Source organism: Luteimonas sp. 22616, from assembly GCF_052044325.1.
Classification (GTDB): domain Bacteria; phylum Pseudomonadota; class Gammaproteobacteria; order Xanthomonadales; family Xanthomonadaceae; genus Luteimonas.
In genome coordinates this window covers 1,415,290-1,431,894 of record NZ_JBQEMW010000001.1, presented here as the reverse complement: position 1 = coordinate 1,431,894, position 16,605 = coordinate 1,415,290, and the positions used below count along the sequence as shown (strand labels likewise).

Annotated in this window: 18 protein-coding genes and 1 tRNA gene; 11 read left to right on the top strand and 8 right to left on the bottom strand. The window is 68.8% G+C overall.

Going from position 1 to position 16,605, the window contains the following annotated elements; genetic code table 11:
- Positions 1–161 precede the first annotated feature (161 nt).
- Positions 162–1,268 (top strand): UDP-glucose 4-epimerase GalE, encoded by a 1,107-nt coding sequence (galE, locus tag ACTJIL_RS06650; protein ID WP_440754757.1) that lies wholly within the window; start codon positions 162–164, stop codon positions 1,266–1,268.
- Positions 1,269–1,374: 106 nt separating this feature from the next.
- Here galE and ACTJIL_RS06645 read toward each other — a convergent pair whose 3' ends face one another.
- A complete protein-coding gene (locus ACTJIL_RS06645) occupies positions 1,375–2,250 on the bottom strand; it encodes an alpha/beta hydrolase family protein (protein ID WP_440754756.1) in 876 nt (291 codons plus the stop codon).
- Positions 2,247–3,047, bottom strand: coding sequence for a bifunctional hydroxymethylpyrimidine kinase/phosphomethylpyrimidine kinase (thiD, locus tag ACTJIL_RS06640; RefSeq protein WP_440754755.1), 801 nt, complete (start codon positions 3,045–3,047; stop codon positions 2,247–2,249). Before thiD ends, ACTJIL_RS06645 begins: the two co-directional genes overlap by 4 nt.
- A 140-nt stretch (positions 3,048–3,187) precedes the next feature.
- Between thiD and ACTJIL_RS06635 the strand changes: the two genes are divergently transcribed.
- Both ACTJIL_RS06635 and ACTJIL_RS06630 read left to right on the top strand, forming a co-directional pair.
- The gene (locus tag ACTJIL_RS06635; protein WP_027079772.1) at positions 3,188–3,445 is read left to right on the top strand and encodes a helix-turn-helix domain-containing protein; all 258 of its coding nucleotides are present in this window, start codon (positions 3,188–3,190) and stop codon (positions 3,443–3,445) included.
- Positions 3,442–5,094: a SulP family inorganic anion transporter gene (locus ACTJIL_RS06630; RefSeq protein WP_440754754.1), complete on the top strand. Its 1,653-nt coding sequence runs from the start codon at positions 3,442–3,444 to the stop codon at positions 5,092–5,094. The genes ACTJIL_RS06635 and ACTJIL_RS06630 overlap by 4 nt, the downstream gene beginning before the upstream one ends.
- 219 nt (positions 5,095–5,313) lie before the next feature.
- On the opposite strand, the gene ACTJIL_RS06625 is transcribed toward ACTJIL_RS06630, so the two are convergent.
- From ACTJIL_RS06625 to ACTJIL_RS06615, 3 genes are all read right to left on the bottom strand, one after another.
- Positions 5,314–6,708, bottom strand: a complete 1,395-nt coding sequence (locus ACTJIL_RS06625; RefSeq protein ID WP_440754753.1) for a PhoH family protein — start codon at positions 6,706–6,708, stop codon at positions 5,314–5,316.
- 97 nt (positions 6,709–6,805) lie between these two features.
- Complete coding sequence (locus ACTJIL_RS06620; protein ID WP_051176140.1) at positions 6,806–7,294, bottom strand: peroxiredoxin; 489 nt, start codon at positions 7,292–7,294, stop codon at positions 6,806–6,808.
- Complete coding sequence (locus ACTJIL_RS06615) at positions 7,294–7,926, bottom strand: glycine cleavage system protein R (RefSeq protein WP_027079776.1); 633 nt, start codon at positions 7,924–7,926, stop codon at positions 7,294–7,296. The genes ACTJIL_RS06620 and ACTJIL_RS06615 overlap by 1 nt, the downstream gene beginning before the upstream one ends.
- A gap of 134 nt (positions 7,927–8,060) precedes the next feature.
- On the opposite strand from ACTJIL_RS06615, the gene dapA reads away from it, so the two are divergent.
- The 3 genes from dapA (at position 8,061) to ACTJIL_RS06600 (ending at position 10,113) form a co-directional block, all read left to right on the top strand.
- The gene (gene dapA / locus ACTJIL_RS06610) at positions 8,061–8,969 is read left to right on the top strand and encodes a 4-hydroxy-tetrahydrodipicolinate synthase (protein ID WP_440754752.1); all 909 of its coding nucleotides are present in this window, start codon (positions 8,061–8,063) and stop codon (positions 8,967–8,969) included.
- A 94-nt stretch (positions 8,970–9,063) separates the two neighbouring features.
- Complete coding sequence (locus tag ACTJIL_RS06605; RefSeq protein ID WP_440754751.1) at positions 9,064–9,591, top strand: hypothetical protein; 528 nt, start codon at positions 9,064–9,066, stop codon at positions 9,589–9,591.
- Between the two features lie 12 nt (positions 9,592–9,603).
- On the top strand, positions 9,604–10,113 hold the full coding sequence (locus ACTJIL_RS06600; RefSeq protein ID WP_440754750.1) for a hypothetical protein: 510 nt from the start codon (positions 9,604–9,606) through the stop codon (positions 10,111–10,113).
- A gap of 120 nt (positions 10,114–10,233) precedes the next feature.
- Here the strand turns inward: ACTJIL_RS06600 and fdxA are convergent, their stop codons facing one another.
- Positions 10,234–10,557, bottom strand: a complete 324-nt coding sequence (fdxA, locus tag ACTJIL_RS06595) for a ferredoxin FdxA (RefSeq protein WP_027079780.1) — start codon at positions 10,555–10,557, stop codon at positions 10,234–10,236.
- Between the two features lie 463 nt (positions 10,558–11,020).
- Positions 11,021–11,096, bottom strand: a tRNA-Glu gene (locus ACTJIL_RS06590).
- 135 nt (positions 11,097–11,231) lie between these two features.
- Here ACTJIL_RS06590 and pcnB point away from each other — a divergent pair.
- The 5 genes from pcnB to panD all read left to right on the top strand — a co-directional run bounded on the left by pcnB (position 11,232) and on the right by panD (position 15,443).
- On the top strand, positions 11,232–12,575 hold the full coding sequence (gene pcnB / locus ACTJIL_RS06585; RefSeq protein WP_440754749.1) for a polynucleotide adenylyltransferase PcnB: 1,344 nt from the start codon (positions 11,232–11,234) through the stop codon (positions 12,573–12,575).
- Entirely contained in the window at positions 12,572–13,069 is a 498-nt protein-coding gene (gene folK, locus ACTJIL_RS06580) for a 2-amino-4-hydroxy-6-hydroxymethyldihydropteridine diphosphokinase (RefSeq protein WP_440754748.1), read from the top strand. The genes pcnB and folK overlap by 4 nt, the downstream gene beginning before the upstream one ends.
- Before the next feature lie 43 nt (positions 13,070–13,112).
- The gene (gene panB, locus ACTJIL_RS06575; RefSeq protein WP_440754747.1) at positions 13,113–13,928 is read left to right on the top strand and encodes a 3-methyl-2-oxobutanoate hydroxymethyltransferase; all 816 of its coding nucleotides are present in this window, start codon (positions 13,113–13,115) and stop codon (positions 13,926–13,928) included.
- Between the two features lie 76 nt (positions 13,929–14,004).
- Positions 14,005–14,850 carry a pantoate--beta-alanine ligase gene (panC, locus tag ACTJIL_RS06570; protein ID WP_440754746.1) on the top strand — a complete coding sequence of 282 codons (846 nt, stop codon included), beginning with the start codon at positions 14,005–14,007 and terminating at the stop codon, positions 14,848–14,850.
- A gap of 212 nt (positions 14,851–15,062) precedes the next feature.
- A complete protein-coding gene (gene panD / locus ACTJIL_RS06565; protein ID WP_440755866.1) occupies positions 15,063–15,443 on the top strand; it encodes an aspartate 1-decarboxylase in 381 nt (126 codons plus the stop codon).
- Between the two features lie 78 nt (positions 15,444–15,521).
- Here the strand turns inward: panD and queG are convergent, their stop codons facing one another.
- Positions 15,522–16,601, bottom strand: a complete 1,080-nt coding sequence (gene queG / locus ACTJIL_RS06560; RefSeq protein WP_440754745.1) for a tRNA epoxyqueuosine(34) reductase QueG — start codon at positions 16,599–16,601, stop codon at positions 15,522–15,524.
- Positions 16,602–16,605 lie beyond the last annotated feature (4 nt).

Below are 16,605 nucleotides of genomic sequence, written 5' to 3'. Positions count from 1 at the left end.
ATCGGACCGGCCGTGTCGACAAGGAAGGGAGCAGTTGGCGACTGGACAAACGCATTCATCGACGATGCGAGGCCATCAGCCTGCATCCGCGCCGCACCGGTTGCCGGAATCGCGCGTTTACCGCGTTGCTGGAAGCAGTGCATTCGATGGGGCAAGGGAAAATGCGGATCCTGGTCTGTGGCGGCGCCGGCTACATCGGCAGCCACGCCTGTGCGGTGCTGGCCGAGCGCGGCCACGACCTGCTGGTCGCGGACAATTTCATCAACAGTTCGCCGCGCGTGCTCGGACGGCTGCGGCGCATCACCGGCCGGCCGGTCTTCTTCCAGCAGGCCGACCTGCGGGTGCGCGCCGACGTCGACGCGCTGTTCGAAGGCCCGCACTTCGACGCAGTGGTGCATTTCGCCGCGCTCAAGGCCGTGGGCGATTCCTGTCGCCGGCCGCTGGCGTACTTCGAGAACAACATCAGCGGCACCATCCACCTGCTGCAGGCGATGCAGGCCGCGGGCGCGAAGCGGCTGGTGTTCAGTTCGTCGGCCACCGTCTACGGCGACCCGGACAGCGTGCCGGTGCGCGAGGATGCCGCGCTGCGGACCACCAACCCCTACGGCCGCACCAAGCTGGTGATGGAACAGCTGATCGGTGACCTGTGCGAATCCGACCCGTCGTTCCGCGCCGCCAACCTGCGCTACTTCAACCCCGTAGGCGCGCATCCGTCGGGGTTGATCGGCGAGGATCCGGGCGGTGTTCCCGACAACCTCATGCCGTATGTCAGCCAGGTGGCGGTCGGTCGCCGCGCCCGGCTGCAGGTGTTCGGTGGCGACTGGCCCACGGTCGACGGCACCGGCGTGCGCGACTACCTCCACGTCATGGACCTGGCGCGCGCGCATGCCGACGCTATCGACTACCTGGTGGGCGAGGACCGCAGCCTGACCGTGAACCTCGGCACCGGCCGCGGCGTCAGCGTGCTCGAACTTGTGCAGGCATTCGCCAGGGCCTCGGGGTGCGCGATCCCGTACGAGATCGTGGCGCGCCGGGCCGGCGATGTCGCGCAGGTGTATGCCGATCCTTCACTTGCGCAGCGGCTGCTGGGTTGGCGCGCCGAACTCGACCTCGATGCGATGTGCCGCGATGCCTGGCGCTGGCAGTCGACGAATCCGGACGGTTACGGCAAGGCTGCAGTCGAACAGGCGGCAGTCGAACAGGCGGCAGTCGAACAGGCGGCAGGCGAAACCGCGCTGCACGAATGGGCCGCGCTCGCTGCCGGTTGAATGGCGCGCCATCGCGAGGCGGTGACGCGCTGCCTTGGACATCGCAGGAGCGCCCCATGGGCGCGCTGCTTTCCCGGTACGTCCTTCGCGCCCATGGGGCGCGCTCCTACGGGTTGGCGAAGAACGCAGCCACGGCGTCGGGTTCACGCATCCACGCGAAATGGTTGGCGCGCGTTCCCAGCGTGCTGGCGTCAAAGGTCGTTGCCTGCAGCGGCGAGCGCGGCAGCTTGGACAACAGGAAACGCAGCGACGACTCGGGCGCCAGCCAGTCGTCGCGCATGATCGCGGCCCTTGCCGGCACTTCGACCGTCGCCATCCGCGCCTCGAGATCGTGGTCCAGCCCGGCGGCGGCGTAGCGCCCGCTGAGCGCGGTGCGGGCCCAGTCGCGGATCAATCCGCGCGCCTCGTTGCCGCCGAAACCGATGCGATGGCCGGGCAGGGCGCCGCGCGCGTCGGCCAGCCATGGCAGGAAACGGCAGGCCAGCGGCAGCCACCAGCGCGCCGGTGGCGGGAAGGCCCGCCAATACGGTGCGCCGCTGGCGACCAGCCACAGCGCCTGCGCGGCCTGCGGGTCGAGCGCGAGCCGGCAGCAGGCCAGCTGTCCGCCGAGGCTGTGGCCACCGATCGTCCGCACGGCGCCGGGCAGCGCCTCGGCGATCGCCGCCTCGCTCGCGGGCAGATCGCATTGCAGCAGTTCGCGGTAGCCCCAATCGCAGTTGCGTCCCGCGCGCAGCGAACTGCTGCCATGGCCGCGCCATTCGTGCACGAACACCGCAATGCCGCGGGCTGCCAATGCATCGGCCAGCGGCAGGTAATGCCGGGCCGCCACGCCCAGCGCAGGCAGCCACAGCAGCGTGCGTTTCGCGTGGTCGGGGATCCGTGCCAGCAACTGGTAACGGTGCCCGTCGGTTGCGACGAGGGGGATGTCGCGGGAGATGACTGGCGCGGACTCGCCAACGTGCGCCTCGGGCGTCGCAGTCATGGTCGGCGCGCGCCGAAGTGGTCGAGCACGCGCACGTTGCCGCGGCCCGGCGCATGGCCGCGGCGTATGGCCTCGTGCACGTAGTCGGTGGCGTTGCGGCAGGCATCGGGCAGGCGCATGCCCAGGCACAGGTTGGCGGCGATCGCCGAGGCAAGGGTGCAGCCGGTCCCGTGGCCGTCGATGTCCATGCGCGGGTGGCGGTAGCGGGACTGTGCGCCGCCATCGGCGTAACGGTCGGTCACCTCGTCGCCTTCGTCGAGGTGGCCGCCCTTGAGCAGCACCGCCTCCGCGCCGAGCGCGCGCAGCGCGATCAATGCAGCGTCCGCGGCGGCGCCGTCGGCGATCCGCGCGTCGAGCAGCAGTTCGGCTTCGGGGATGTTCGGCGTCAACACCGTTGCCAGTGGCAGCAGGCGCCCGCGCAGGGCGTCGAGCGCGTCGGCCTCCAGCAGCCGTGCACCGGAGGTCGCGACCATGACTGGGTCAAGCACGACGTGGCGCGGGCGATACGCCTCCAGCGCGTCGGCCACCGCGTGGATCACCTCGGCCGAGGCCAGCATCCCCAGCTTCACCGCGCCGATGTCGAAATCCTCGAAGCAGGCATCGATCTGCGCGCGCAGGAACGCCACCGGCGGCACGTGCACTGCGGTCACCCCACGGGTGTGCTGCGCGGTCAGCGCGGTGATTGCCGACAGGCCGTGCACATCGTGCGCCGCGAAGGTTTTCAGATCGGCCTGGATGCCGGCGCCACCGCCGGAATCGGAGCCGGCGATGGTCAGGGCGCTGATGGATCTGGGCATGGCGGGCGTTGTATCCGGGGCGTGGATGGCTAGCGGAATGTCTGCGCGCGACTTTACATGCGTCGCATCTGCTGCAGTATCATACGGTCTTTGTGATGTTTTAAACATCAACAAGCATGCATGAAGACTGAGGCGAACCGATGATCACGGCGGCGCAAATGCGGGCGGCGCGGGCGTTGCTCGGCGTGGACCAGCGCACCCTGGCGCGGCTGGCAGGAGTTTCGCTGCCGACGATCCAGCGGATGGAGACGAGTACCGGCAACGTGCGCGGGAACGTCGATTCGCTGACCAAGGTGGTCGCCGCACTCGACGGCGCGGGCCTGGAACTGATCGGGGAAAACACTGCAAGTCCATCCGGGGGACGCGGTGTGCGGCTCAAGTCGGGGGACGGCGCATGATCGCGGTCGTCGAAGCCTGGCGCGCGGGGCTGTTCCGCCGCGCCCACTGGATGCCCAACATCGTCGCCGGTGTGATCGTCGGCGTGGTCGCGCTGCCGCTGGCGATGGCGTTCGCGATCGCGTCTGGGGTCAAGCCGGAGCAGGGGTTGTATACGGCGATCATTGCCGGCGTTGCCGTCTCGCTGTTCGGCGGTTCGCGGGTGCAGGTCGCCGGGCCCACCGGCGCGTTCATCGTGATCCTGGCTGGCGTGGTGGCGCAATTCGGCGTCAGCGGGCTGTTGCTGGCCACGTTGATGGCAGGCGTGATGCTGGTGGTGATGGGGCTGGCACGGCTCGGCGCGGTGATCCGCTTCATCCCCGATCCGGTGATCGTCGGCTTCACCGCCGGCATCGCGGTGATCATCTGGATCGGCCAGTGGCAGTACTTCTTCGGCCTGCCGGCACCGGGCGAGGGGGCGTTCTACCTCAAGACCTGGCAGCTACTTCAGTCGTTCGGGCAACTGCATCCGGCGACCGCATTGCTGGCGCTGGGCAGCCTGGCGCTGGCGGTGGCCGGGCCGCGCATCCCCGGCTTGTCGCGCGTGCCCGGGCCGCTGCTGGCGATGATCGCGGCCACGGCCGTGGTGACGGTGTTCGACCTGCGCGGCGTGGCCACTATCGAATCCACCTTCGGTGAAATCCCGCGCGCCTTGCCGAAGCTGGAGCTGCCGGACATGGGCTTCGACCGGATGCTGCTCCTGCTGCCCTCTGCATTCACCATCGCCATGCTCGGCGCGATCGAGTCGCTGCTCTCGGCGGTGGTGGCCGACGGCATGGCCGGCACCAAGCACGATTCCAACCAGGAGCTGATCGGCCAGGGCGTGGCCAACATCCTCTCGCCGCTGTTCGGCGGCATCGCCGCGACCGGCGCCATTGCCCGCACCGCCACCAACATCCGCAACGGCGGCACGATGCCGCTGGCCGGCGTGGTGCATGCGATCACGCTGCTGCTGATCCTGCTGGTCCTCGCCCCGTACGCGGGCAAGGTGCCGCTGTGCGCGCTGGCGGCGATCCTGTTCGTCGTGGCGTGGAACATGAGCGAAGCGCGGCGCTTCCTGCGCCTGGTGCGCAAGGCGCCGCGCGCGGACGTCGCGATCCTGCTGATCACATTCGCGCTGACCATCCTCACCGACCTGGTGGTGGCGGTGAACATCGGCGTGATCCTGGCGATGTTCCAGTTCATGCGCCGGATGAGCGCTTCGGTTGAGGTGGTCGAGCACGGGCAGGCCAGCCTGGCGCAGGAACTCGCCGAAGCCGGGCTTGAAGCGCTGCCGGAGAACGTGGCGGTGTACGCGATCGAGGGGCCGTTCTTCTTCGGCTCGGTCGACTCGCTGGAGCGCGCACTGTCGTGGACGCGCGAGCCGCCGCGGCATGTGGTGCTGCGGCTGGAACGGGTGCCGTTCATGGACGCCACCGGCCTGAAGCGGCTGGAGTCCACCCTCGACAACCTGCGCAGGCGCGGCATCGAGGTGTTGCCCAGCGGCGCCAACCTGGGCGTGCTGCGCAAGCTGATGCGCGTCGGAATCGTGCGCCGCGACGACCCGGCCAGCTACTTCAAGAACCTGTCAGCGGCGCTGCAGTACATCGAGTCGCAGCGCGCAGGATCGTAAGCCGGCGACGGCATCGATCCCCGACAGCCTGCGGGGATGACGGCCTTCGACTTTGTGGGAGCGGTCTCAGCCGCGAGCTTTCAGGCAGGGCCGCCAATGTTCATGGATTCCCGGCAAGAACACTCGGGGATGCCGCCTTGTATTCTGGATTTTCCGGGCGCTGATCTCATTCCCGCCTGCGCGGGAATGAGGGGGGGGCGGTGCAGGCGCGCGCCTGCCCTACAGCACTTCCGAGGCGTAATCCGCCAGCCGCGAGCGCTCGCCGCGGCGCAGGGTGACGTGCGCGCTGTGCGCCCAGCTCTTGAAGCGGTCGACCGCGTAGGTCAGGCCCGACGTGGTCTCGGTGAGGTAGGGCGTGTCGATCTGCTCGACGTTGCCCAGGCACACGATCTTGGTACCCGGGCCGGCGCGGGTGATCAGGGTCTTCATCTGCTTGGGCGTCAGGTTCTGCGCCTCGTCGAGGATCAGCCAGCGGCTCAGGAACGTGCGCCCGCGCATGAAGTTCAGCGAGCGGATCTTGATCCGCGAGGCGAGCAGGTCGTTGGTGGCCGCGCGGCCCCAGCTGCCGCCTTCCTGATTGTGCGTGAGCACCTCGAGGTTGTCGGTCAGCGCGCCCATCCACGGCGTCATCTTTTCTTCCTCGGTACCGGGCAGGAAGCCGATGTCCTCGCCGACGCTGACCGTGGCGCGGGTCATGATGATTTCCCGGTAGCGTTGCTGGTCCATGGTCTGCGCCAGCCCGGCGGCCAGCGCCAGCAGCGTCTTGCCAGTGCCGGCGGTGCCGAGCAGGGTGACGAAGTCGACCTCCGGGTCCATCAGCGCGTTGAGCGCGAAGTTTTGCTCGCGGTTGCGCGCATTGATGCCCCAGACCGAGTGCGAGCTGTTGCGGTAGTCGTCGACCACCTGCAGCGTGGCGCGATCGCCGTCCACCTTCGCCACGCGCAGCTCGGTCTGCTCGTCGCCGGGCAGGTACAGGAACTGGTTCGGATACCAGTCCTCGTCCTCGGCCACGGTCATCTCGTAGTACGTGCGGCCCTTGTCGGTCCAGGACTTGAGGTCCTTGCCGTGGCGCTGCCAGAAGTCCTCGGGCAGCGGGTTGGCGCCGGTGTAGAGCAGGCTGAAATCGTCCAGCGCGCGGTCGTTCTCGTAGTCCTCGCTGGCGATGCCGGCGATCGCTGCCTTGATCCGAAGGTTGATGTCCTTGGAGACGAACACCACCGGCGTGCCGGGTTCGGCCTGTCGCAAGGCAAGGATCGAATCGATGATGTCGTTGTCGGCCTTGTCGCCACCGCGCTTGCGCGATTCGAGCGCCCCGAGCTGGAAACGCAGCCGGCCGATGCTTTCGGCGCCGCGCAGCTGCAGCCCGTTCGGGCGCTTGAGGGGCAGGCCGGAGGCAATCTTGTCCGCGCCCTCGGCCTCGATCAGTTCGTTGATGAAGCGGCTGACCTGGCGCGCGTTGCGGCTGGCCTCGGACGTGCCCTTCTTGCCGTTGTCGAGTTCCTCGATCACCTGCATCGGCAGGAACACGTCGTGCTCCTCGAACTTGAACAGCGCGGTCGGGTCGTGCATCAGCACGTTGGTGTCGAGCACGTAGATGCGCTTGCCTTTGGTCATCGGGTGGTCCTGGCGGGTGGCGTGTTGACGAGCGGACAGCAGCAGGCCACCGCTTCCCGCGGGGCGGGGCAGTGGAGCGGGGTGGAAATCGGGGATGTCACTGTGCCTGGGCTGCCTTCAATGCATCGAACACGGCCTGGGCGTGGCCCGGCACCTTGACCTTGCGCCATGCGGCGGCGATCCGGCCCTTCGGGTCGATCAGGAACGTGCTGCGCTCGATGCCCAGGACCTTGCGGCCGTACATGTTCTTCTCGTGGATCACGTCGAAGGCCCGGCACAGCGTTTCGTCGGTATCGCTGACCAGTTCGAAACGGAAGCCTTGCTTCGCGCAGAAGTTCTGGTGGCTTTTCAGCGAGTCGCGCGACACGCCCAGCACCGTGGCGCCGAGCTTGCGCAGCTTCGGCAGCAGTGCGTTGAAGTCGATGCCTTCGGTGGTGCAGCCCGGCGTCGAGTCCTTCGGGTAGAAGTACAGCACCAGCCACTGGCCGGCGTAGTCGCCCAGCTTTGCGGTTTCGCCGTTCGACAGCGCCAGTGGCAGCTTCGCCGGGACCTTGTCGCCGGGGTTCAATGCATAGGTGTCGGGCATCAGAACTTCATCGGGTCCATGATGGCGTCGAGGTTCAGGTGGTCGCAGAACTCGAGGAAGTCGTCGCGCAATGCCGCGATGTGCATGTCGGCCGGCACGCCGATGGTGACCTGCGCGGAGAACATGTCGGCGCCGGTCTGCATCGCGCGATAGCGCGAGCAGTGCAGGCTCTCGATGGTGATGGTCTGGCGGTCGAAGAAATCGGCCAGCTGGAACAGGATGCCCGGCTTGTCCGAAGCCACCACCTCGACGATGTACGGCAGCAGGTTGGACTGCACGGGCTTGGGCCCGGTGCGGTACCAGACCAGCTTCAGGCCTTCCTCGCGTTCGAGCCGGGTCAGCATCGCCTCGAGCTTGGCGACCGAATCCCACGAGCCGGTCGCCAGCGCGGTGACCGACACGTCGCGGCCGACCGTGGACAGGCGCGTGTCGACCAGGTTGCAACCGCTGTCGGAGATGCGCCGCGTGACCGGGAGCAACGGCGACTGCGGATGCGTCGTGTAGGCGTTGATCAGCAGGTAGTTCTCGTTCGGCGCGGGGCGTGCAGCGGTGTCTGGATCGGTCAAGGCGGCGTCCGGGGCGAGAAGGTCGTCAACGGCGGCCCGGCGTGGCCGGGATGCAGCCGCCAGCATACTTGCCCGTGCTTTCGCGCCGCAAGTAAGATCAATGGCAAGATCAGCGGCATTCACCAGCAGATCGAGCGCCCGCGCGGGAGTGCGAGAATCCCCACGCGAACCCCATGAATCCAAGCCCGGCGGACCCCAGCGTGCGACTTTCCGGAAGCATCACCGCGCTCGCGACGCCGTTCACGGCCGCCGGCGAACTCGACCTCGACGCCTGGCGCCGCCTGTTGCAGGCACAGCGCCAGGCCGGGACGCAGGCGGTCGTCGTCGCCGGCTCCACCGGCGAGGCCGCGACGCTGTTCGACGCCGAATACGATGCGCTGCTGCGCGCGGCGGTGGAGGAACTGGGCGGGCACCTGCCGGTCATTGCCGGCACCGGCCTGTCGAGCACCGCCAAGACCATCGAACAGACCCGTCGCGCCGCCGCGCTCGGCGCCGAGGCGGCGCTCGTGGTCACGCCGCCCTATGTGCGCCCCACCCAGGCCGGCCTCGTCGCCCATTTCCGCGCAGTGGCCGACGATGGCGCGCTGCCGGTGGTGCTCTACAACGTGCCCGGGCGTACCGGTTGCGACCTGTTGCCCGCGACCACGGCCGACCTGGCCGGCCACGAGCACATCGTCGGCATCAAGGAAGCGCGCAACGAACCCGAACGCATGCAGGCGCTGCTGGAACTTCGCAATGACGATTTCGCAGTGCTCAGTGGCGACGATCCGACCGCGGTGCGCGCGATGCTCGCGGGCGCCGACGGCATCGTGTCGGTGGCCTCGAACGTGGTGCCGGGAGCGTTCCGCCGGCTGTGCGACCTCGCGCGCGCAGGCGACGAAGCCGAGGCGGTGGCGCTCGATGCCCGCCTGCACGAGCTCTACGACTTCCTCGGCGTCGAATCCAACCCGATCCCGCTCAAGGCGCTGCTGGCCCGCCAGGGCTTGGGCCGGGGGCTGCGGTTGCCGCTGACCGAACTGTCGCCGGCGCACGCCGGGCTGGCCGAGCGGATGTCGGATGCGATCGCCCGGATCGAGGGCGAATTCGCCGGCACCGGCAACGCCAGCTGACGAAGCATCGCCGGGCCGGCGTCTTTGGTCCGATTCGCGTGAACAGCCCACTCCGGCCGCGATACACTCGCGGCCTGACCCGCAGGAGATCCAGATGCGTCATTCCGCCCCCTCGATCCGCTTCCTTGCCGTTGCCGCGCTGGCCGTGGCCGTTCTCGCCGCCTCCGGCTGCAGCTGGTTCCGCAAGGGCAACGATCTTTATGCGCAGAGCCCGGAAAACCGCCCGCTGGAAGTGCCGCCGGACCTGAACCTGCCCGATACCGCCGGTGCGATGAAGCTGCCCGGCGATGCGACGCAATCGGTCAGCCGTTCATCGATGGCGGCGCCCGCTGCGTCGACGGTGCCGGACAACACCGGTTTCACCGTGCAGGGCGATCGCGATGCGGTGTTCGACAAGATCGGTGAAGTGCTGGTATCGACCGAAGGCGTCACCATCGCCAGCAAGGCGCAGATCCTGGGCACCTACGACGTCGATTACGAAGGCAGCCAGTTCCTGCTGCGGGTGACCAAGGTCCAGGCCGGCGCCTACGTGTCGGCGGTCGATCCGCGCGGCATGCCCGCGTCGGGCGAGGCCCCGGTCAAGCTGGTGGCCGCGCTGAAGGCGGCGCTTGGCGCGGGCTGATCCCGGCCGGGCATGACCACCCGTTCCATCGTTTTGCCACGCGGCCCGGTGACGGGCCGCGCTGCGTTCATGGCCATGGCCGCGGCGCTTGCGGTCCTGGTGGGCGGATGCCGCGGCGGCGCGGACATGCGGCCCGAACCCGTGGCCGCGCCCGTTCCCGCCGATGGCGGTGCGTTCACCGTCGCCGAAAGCATGCTCGACACCTGGAACACGATCGGCAAGATCCTGGTGGGGCTCGATGGCGTCGGGTACGAGGGACGCGCGCAGATGCTGGGCCTGTACGTGGTCCGCTATCGCGGCGAGCGCTTCCTTGTCCGCACCCGCGCGCTGGTGATCGAGACGCCCGGGCAGGGGCTGCGCACCCGGGTCGATGCGCTGGGGCCGGAAGGGCAGGCGACCCGCAGCGCTGCAGCCGCGGACCTGCTGCAGGTGCTGGCACTGCGCGTGCCGGCGGAAGTCGCGCTCTACCGGCAGCCGGTCAAGCTGCCGTCGACAGGCAAGCCCAGGCGCAAGCCCTTGTAGGAGCGGCTTCAGCCGCGAGCTTTTTGGGTCGGAATGCCTGTCGCACGAAAAGCTCGCGGCTGAAGCCGCTCCTACAAGGTGGGATTGCGCTGATCAGGCTGGCCAGCGTCCTGCCGCAACTCAGCGCTCGAGCAGCGGCAGCTTGTCCGGCTTGCCTTCCCAGTCCTTCGCGTCCGGCAGGCCGTCCTTGCGCGTGGTGATCACCGGCCAGGCCTTGGCCAGCTCGGCGTTCAGCGCCACGAACTGCTCCTGCCCGGCCGGGACGTCGTCCTCCGGGTAGATGGCGTTGATCGGGCATTCGGGTTCGCACAGGGTGCAGTCGATGCACTCGTCCGGGTCGATCACCAGGAAGTTGGGCCCTTCGTGGAAGCAGTCGACCGGACAGACCTCGACGCAGTCGGTGTACTTGCACTTGATGCAGTTCTCGGTGACGACGAAGGGCATGGCGGGGACTCGGGTTCGATGGCGCGGCCATTTTAGCGGCTTGCGCGGTGCGGGCGGGCCAAAGCCCGTGGGAACCCTCGCGGGAGCGGCTTGAGCCGCGAGCTTTTTGGTCTGGGCCTGATCGCAATTCAAGAGATCGCGGCTGAAGCCGCTCCCACAGAAAATCAGTGGGATGCAGGGGTGAAAGGCCCACAAACAAAAGCCCGCGCATCTCTGCGCGGGCTTTTGTTTATCCCGCGCCCTTCTCCCGTGAGCGGGAGAAGGGCGGTCGTGCCGGGCGTGAGTCGCGTCTGGTCGCGTGCCGCGGCTTGCGTGGACTGGCTTTGGATGCACGGCCGGCGACCTGCCCTCACCCCATCCCTCTCCCGCAAGCGGGAGAGGGGGAGTAGGTGTCAGGCGAGAGTCGCTTCGTTCATGGACCCAGTCGCGTTGCGAAGGTTGGCTTCGGACACGACAGAATATTTGGCGCTCCCTACGGGATTCGAACCCGTGTTTTAGCCTTGAGAGGGCCACGTCCTGGGCCTCTAGACGAAGGGAGCGGGGTGTCGCCTGGGCGACTCCGGCTGGACGGCCGGCCTGCCTGGCATCCGTCTGGTGCCGTGCAGCTTGCTAGTATAGCAACGATACGGATGCCGCCAAGCGGCAGCCCCACCCGGAGATCCACTGGCTGCCCGATGCCGACCCAGACCCAATCTGCTTCCGTGACCCTGCGTGTCGTCCCGCGGGACCAACACCCGATTTCGCGCAAGGACATCAGTCCCAACGCGCTGCGCGTGCTGTACCGACTGCGCGAGGGCGGCCACCAGGCCTTCCTGGTCGGCGGCGCCGTGCGCGACCTGATGGTCGGCGGCCATCCCAAGGACTTCGACGTCGCCACCAGCGCCACGCCGGACGAGGTCAAGCACCTGTTCCGCAACTGCCGCCTGATCGGCCGCCGCTTCCGCCTGGCGCACGTGGTATTCGGCCGCGAGATCATCGAGGTCGCCACCTTCCGCGCCAACAGCGACGACGGCAGCGGAGACCGCCAGGTGCACGACGATGGCCGCCTGCTGCGCGACAACGTCTACGGCACCATCGAGGACGACGCGGTGCGGCGCGACTTCACAGCCAATGCGCTGTACTACACGATCGACGACTTCTCGGTGCACGACTACGTCGGCGGCTTCGAGGACGTGCAGAACCGCGTGCTCAAGCTGATCGGCGATCCGGCGACCCGCTACCACGAAGACCCGGTGCGGATGCTGCGCGCGGTGCGCTTCGCGGCCAAGCTTGGTTTCAGCATCGACGATGCCACCGCGGCGCCGATTCCCGAACTGGCGCCGTTGCTGGGCGACGCTGCGCCGGCCCGGTTGTTCGAGGAATGCCTGAAGCTGTTCCTGTCCGGCTACGCGGAGCAATGCTTCCTCGGGCTGGAGCGTTTCGGCCTGCTGGACGTGCTGTTCCCGGAATCGGCCGCGGCGCTCAAGGCCAACCGCAGCGGCGCCCTGCGGCGCGTGGTCATCGAGGGGCTGCGCGGCACCGATGCGCGGGTGCGCGCGGACGAGCCGGTCTCGCCGGCGTTCCTGTTCGCGCTGCTGCTGTGGCCGGCGTACTGCCGTGCGCTGATCGCGCTGCAGGCGCAGGGCGTGCAGGCAGCCGAGGCCCAGCGCCGGGCCGCCGACCGGGTCACGGTGCACCAGCTCAACACCATCGCGCTGCCGCGCCGCTTCTCGCTGCCGATGCAGGAAATCTGGCTGCTGCAGTCGCGGCTGTCGTCCACCCAGTCCGGCCAGCGGCAGCGCAAGCGGGTGATGCGCACGCTCGCGCATCCACGCTTCCGCGCCGCGTTCGACTTCCTGGCGTTGCGCCAGGTGGCGTCCGACGAGCACACCGACGACATCACCTTCTGGCGCGATGCGCAGAACGATCCGGACAACGCGATCGCGCTGCATCCCGAGCCGGAAGGCGAGGGCGACGACGCGGGCGCCGCGCCGCGCCGGCGCCGGCGTCGCCGCAGGCCTGCCGCGTCCGCAGAATGAAACCAGCCGCGATTGCGTTCGTGGGGCTCGGCGGCAACGTCGGAGACGCCGCCGCGACCCTGCGCGAGGCATTTTCCGCGCTCGACAACCTGCCCGACACGCGCCTGCTGTGTGCCTCGCGCCTGTACCGGACGCCCGCCTGGGGCCAGGTCGAGCAGCCCGATTTCGTCAACGCCGCCGTGAAGCTGGAAACCCGGCTCGACGCGCGCGCACTGCTCGATGCGCTGCTCGAGGTCGAGCGCCAGTTCGGTCGCGAGCGGCACGACGGCGAGGCGCGCTGGGGCCCGCGCACACTCGACCTCGACCTGCTGCTGTTCGGCGAGGACGTCATCGACGAGCCCGGCCTGCGCGTGCCGCATCCGCACCTGCACGAACGCGCGTTCGCGCTGGTGCCGCTGGCCGCGATCGCGCCCGAAGCGGTGATTCACGAGCATGGAACGGTGCGTTCGGCGCTTGCGGCCGTGGCCGTCGAGGGGATCGAAGCGCTACCCTGACGGCCCGCCATCGCGGCGTGCCGCGTACCTCCCGGACCCCACCATGTACACCCCCGATGACCGCAAACCCCTGACCGTCCCGGCGTTGGCCGAAGCCAAGCGCGGCGGCCACAAGCTGGCGATGCTCACCGCCTACGACGCCGGCTTCGCGCGCGTGTTCGACGACAACGGCGTCGACCTGCTGCTGGTCGGCGACTCGCTGGGCATGGTGGTGCAGGGGCACGACTCGACCCTGCCGGTCACGGTCGACGACATCGCCTACCACACCGCTTGCGTTGCCCGCGGCGTATCACGCGCGCTGCTGGTGGCGGACCTGCCGTTCCAGGCCGATGCGACGCCGGAGCGCGCACTCGATGCCGCCACGCGCCTGCTCCAGGCCGGCGCGCGCATGGTCAAGCTCGAAGGCGCGGGCCACAAGCTGGACGTCATCCGGTTCCTCGTCGAACGCGAGATCCCGGTCTGCGCGCACCTGGGCCTGACCCCGCAGTCGGTGCTGCGCCTGGGCGGCTACAAGGTGCAGGGACGCGAGGACGAAGCGGCGCGCAAGCTGCGCGCGGATGCCGCGGCTGTTGCCGAAGCGGGTGCAACGCTGCTGGTGCTCGAATGCGTGCCATCGTCGCTGGCGCAGGCGATCACCGCGGAAGGCGCGACCCCGACGATCGGCATCGGCGCCGGCCCGCACTGTGACGGCCAGGTGCTGGTGCTGCACGACGTCCTCGGCCTGCACAGCGGCCACCGGCGGCCGAAGTTCGTCAAGGATTTCCTGGCCGAAGGCGGTTCGGTGGCGGGCGCGGTGCAGGCCTATGTTTCCGCCGTGCGCGACGGCAGTTTCCCCGACGAAGCGCATTCCTACCTGTAAGAGCACCCATGGCGCGACTGGGGCCTTACCAGGACTGCCAATCGCGCCCATGGGCGCTTCTGCGAACGATAGGGCCATGATCGAAACCGTGACCGGACTTCCCGCCTTGCGCGCACGCGTCTCCGCGTGGAAGCGCGAAGGCCTGCGCGTCGGCCTGGTGCCAACGATGGGCAACCTGCACGCCGGCCATTTCTCGCTGGTGAAGCTTGCGCGCGAGCACGCCGACCGCGTCGTCGCCAGCGTGTTCGTCAACCCCACCCAGTTCGGCCCGAACGAGGACTTCGACCGCTACCCGCGCACGCCGGAGGCCGACGCCGCCGGGCTCGAAGCCGCGGGCTGCGATTTGGTCTGGCTGCCGTCGGTCGAACAGATGTATCCCTTCGGCGCCGACAATGCCGTGCGCATGCGCGTGCCCGGCATCACCGACGTGCTCGACGGCGCGCACCGCCCGGGGCACTTCGATGGCGTGGTCACCGTGGTGTCGCGGCTGTTCAACCAGGTGCTGCCGGACGTGGCCGCGTTCGGGCGCAAGGACTACCAGCAGCTGGCGGTGATCCGCTACTTCGTGCGCGACCTGGCGTTTCCGGTCGAATTGCTGCCGGCGGACATCGTGCGCGAGGCCGATGGCCTGGCACTGAGCTCGCGCAACCAGTACCTGTCCGCGGAAGAACGGGTCGTCGCGCCGACGATCCATCGCACTCTGCTGGCGATGCGCGAATCAGCGCAGGCCGGCACGCCGCGCGCGGGCGTGGAGGCGCAGGCAAGGGCCATGCTCGAGGGCGCAGGATTCGTGGTCGACTACGCCGTGGTGCGCGACCGCCAACTGGCCGAACCGGAAGACAGCCGCGGCGACCGCGTCGCCCTCATCGCCGCGCGCCTGGGCGCCACCCGCCTGATCGACAACCTCGAGTTCACCCTGTAACTGCCAGCACTCGTGGGAGCGGCTTCAGCCGCGAGTTTTTGATTCACCGTCATGAATCCAGAAAAGCTCGCGGCTGAAGCCGCTCCCACAATGAAGCCGGCGCGATGGCTGGAGCCGCTCCTGCCGACCTTGCCCGGCCCCTTGGCTGCGGCCGGCGCGGCCCCATCCTGTAAAATGACGACTTGTCCGCCAGCCTCCCCACGGCCACCCCCATGCAACTGACCCTGCTCAAAGCCAAGATCCATCGCGCCACGATCACCCACGCCGAGCTGCACTACGAGGGTTCCTGTGCGATCGACGGCCGCCTGCTCGACATCTCCGGCATCCGCGAGTACGAGCGCATCGAGATCTACAACGTCAACAACGGCCAGCGCTTCGCGACCTATGCGATCCGCGCAGAGGAAGGCAGCGGCATCATCTCGGTCAACGGCGCCGCCGCGCACCGCGCGCAACCGGGCGACCTGGTGATCATCTGCGCCTATGGCGCCTGCGACGAGGCCGAAGCGGAAAAGTTCAAGCCGACGCTGGTCTACGTCGATCGCCAGAACGTGCTGACCCACACCAACAACTCGATCCCGGCTCAGGCCGCCTGATAACGCGCGCCTCGCAGGAGCGGCTTCAGTCGCGAGCTTCACCCGGCCCCGGCATGGAGTAGCGCCGCCGTCTCGGCGTCAGGGCAGCCCGTGCCGCGCCAGTGCCCACTCGACGTGTTCGCGCACGACCGGATCGGCCTCGTCGCGGCGCGATTCCAGCGCCGCCACCACCTCCGGCGTCGTCGGCGCATTGCCCAGCGCGACGGCGATGTTGCGCAGCCAGCGCGCATGGCCGCTGCGGCGGATCGCCGAGCCTTCGGTGCGCCGCAGGAACTCGTCTTCCGTCCATGCGAACAGCTCCGCCAGCGTCGCGCGGTCGAGGTCGTTGCGGGCGCGGAAGTCAGGTTCGTCGGTGGTCTTCGCGAACTTGTTCCACGGGCACACCAGCTGGCAGTCGTCGCAGCCGAAGATGCGGTTGCCGATCAGCGGCCGCAGCTCCTCGTCGATGCTGCCTTCGTGTTCGATGGTGAGGTAGGAAATGCAGCGCCGCGCATCGAGCCGGTGCGGCGCGGTGATCGCGCCGGTGGGGCAGACGTCGATGCAGCGCATGCAGGTGCCGCAGTGCGCGGTTGCCGGTGGATCGACCGGCAGCGGCAGGTCGATGTAGATCTCGCCGAGGAAGAACCACGAGCCGCCGTCCCTGTCGATCAGGCAGGTGTGCTTGCCGATCCAGCCCAGGCCTGCGTTGCGTGCAAGCGCGCGTTCGAGCACCGGCGCCGAATCGACGAACACGCGATGGCCGAACGGCCCGACTTCCTCGCCGATGCGCTCGGCCAGCTTCTGCAGCCGGCCGCGCATGAGCTTGTGGTAGTCGCGGCCCAGCGCGTACCGCGCTACGTAGGCGCGCTCGCCGTCGGCGATCGTGTCCCAGGCGCTGTTGTCGTCGTTGCGGCCGTAATCCAGCCCCACGGAAATCACCCGCAAGGTGCCGGGAATCAGTTCCGCCGGGCGCGAGCGCTTGTCGCCGTGCCGCGCCATCCATTCCATCGATCCGTACAGGCCCTTGGCCAGCCAGTCGCGCAGGTGCCGCTCGTCGTCGCCCAGGTCGATGCCGGCGATGCCGCAGCGCTGGAAGCCGGCCTCGCGCGCAAGCAGGCGGATCCGCGCGGCGAGTGCGGGATAGTCGGGGGCGGGCGCGTTGGCGGTGGGCTGGGACACGGCG

What these genes read in the sequence shown, in the direction of transcription:
- ACTJIL_RS06645 (WP_440754756.1), bottom strand. Translation starts at nt 2,250, where the DNA reads ATGACTGCGACGCCCGAGGCGCACGTTGGCGAGTCCGCGCCAGTCATC.
- ACTJIL_RS06630 (WP_440754754.1), top strand. Translation starts at nt 3,442, where the DNA reads ATGATCGCGGTCGTCGAAGCCTGGCGCGCGGGGCTGTTCCGCCGCGCC.
- ACTJIL_RS06620 (WP_051176140.1), bottom strand. Translation starts at nt 7,294, where the DNA reads ATGCCCGACACCTATGCATTGAACCCCGGCGACAAGGTCCCGGCGAAG.
- ACTJIL_RS06600 (WP_440754750.1), top strand. Translation starts at nt 9,604, where the DNA reads ATGACCACCCGTTCCATCGTTTTGCCACGCGGCCCGGTGACGGGCCGC.
- ACTJIL_RS06605 (WP_440754751.1), top strand. Translation starts at nt 9,064, where the DNA reads ATGCGTCATTCCGCCCCCTCGATCCGCTTCCTTGCCGTTGCCGCGCTG.
- folK (WP_440754748.1), top strand. Translation starts at nt 12,572, where the DNA reads ATGAAACCAGCCGCGATTGCGTTCGTGGGGCTCGGCGGCAACGTCGGA.
- fdxA (WP_027079780.1), bottom strand. Translation starts at nt 10,557, where the DNA reads ATGCCCTTCGTCGTCACCGAGAACTGCATCAAGTGCAAGTACACCGAC.
- panB (WP_440754747.1), top strand. Translation starts at nt 13,113, where the DNA reads ATGTACACCCCCGATGACCGCAAACCCCTGACCGTCCCGGCGTTGGCC.
- panD (WP_440755866.1), top strand. Translation starts at nt 15,063, where the DNA reads ATGCAACTGACCCTGCTCAAAGCCAAGATCCATCGCGCCACGATCACC.
- ACTJIL_RS06615 (WP_027079776.1), bottom strand. Translation starts at nt 7,926, where the DNA reads ATGCTGGCGGCTGCATCCCGGCCACGCCGGGCCGCCGTTGACGACCTT.
- panC (WP_440754746.1), top strand. Translation starts at nt 14,005, where the DNA reads ATGATCGAAACCGTGACCGGACTTCCCGCCTTGCGCGCACGCGTCTCC.
- pcnB (WP_440754749.1), top strand. Translation starts at nt 11,232, where the DNA reads ATGCCGACCCAGACCCAATCTGCTTCCGTGACCCTGCGTGTCGTCCCG.
- thiD (WP_440754755.1), bottom strand. Translation starts at nt 3,047, where the DNA reads ATGCCCAGATCCATCAGCGCCCTGACCATCGCCGGCTCCGATTCCGGC.
- ACTJIL_RS06625 (WP_440754753.1), bottom strand. Translation starts at nt 6,708, where the DNA reads ATGACCAAAGGCAAGCGCATCTACGTGCTCGACACCAACGTGCTGATG.
- ACTJIL_RS06635 (WP_027079772.1), top strand. Translation starts at nt 3,188, where the DNA reads ATGATCACGGCGGCGCAAATGCGGGCGGCGCGGGCGTTGCTCGGCGTG.
- galE (WP_440754757.1), top strand. Translation starts at nt 162, where the DNA reads ATGCGGATCCTGGTCTGTGGCGGCGCCGGCTACATCGGCAGCCACGCC.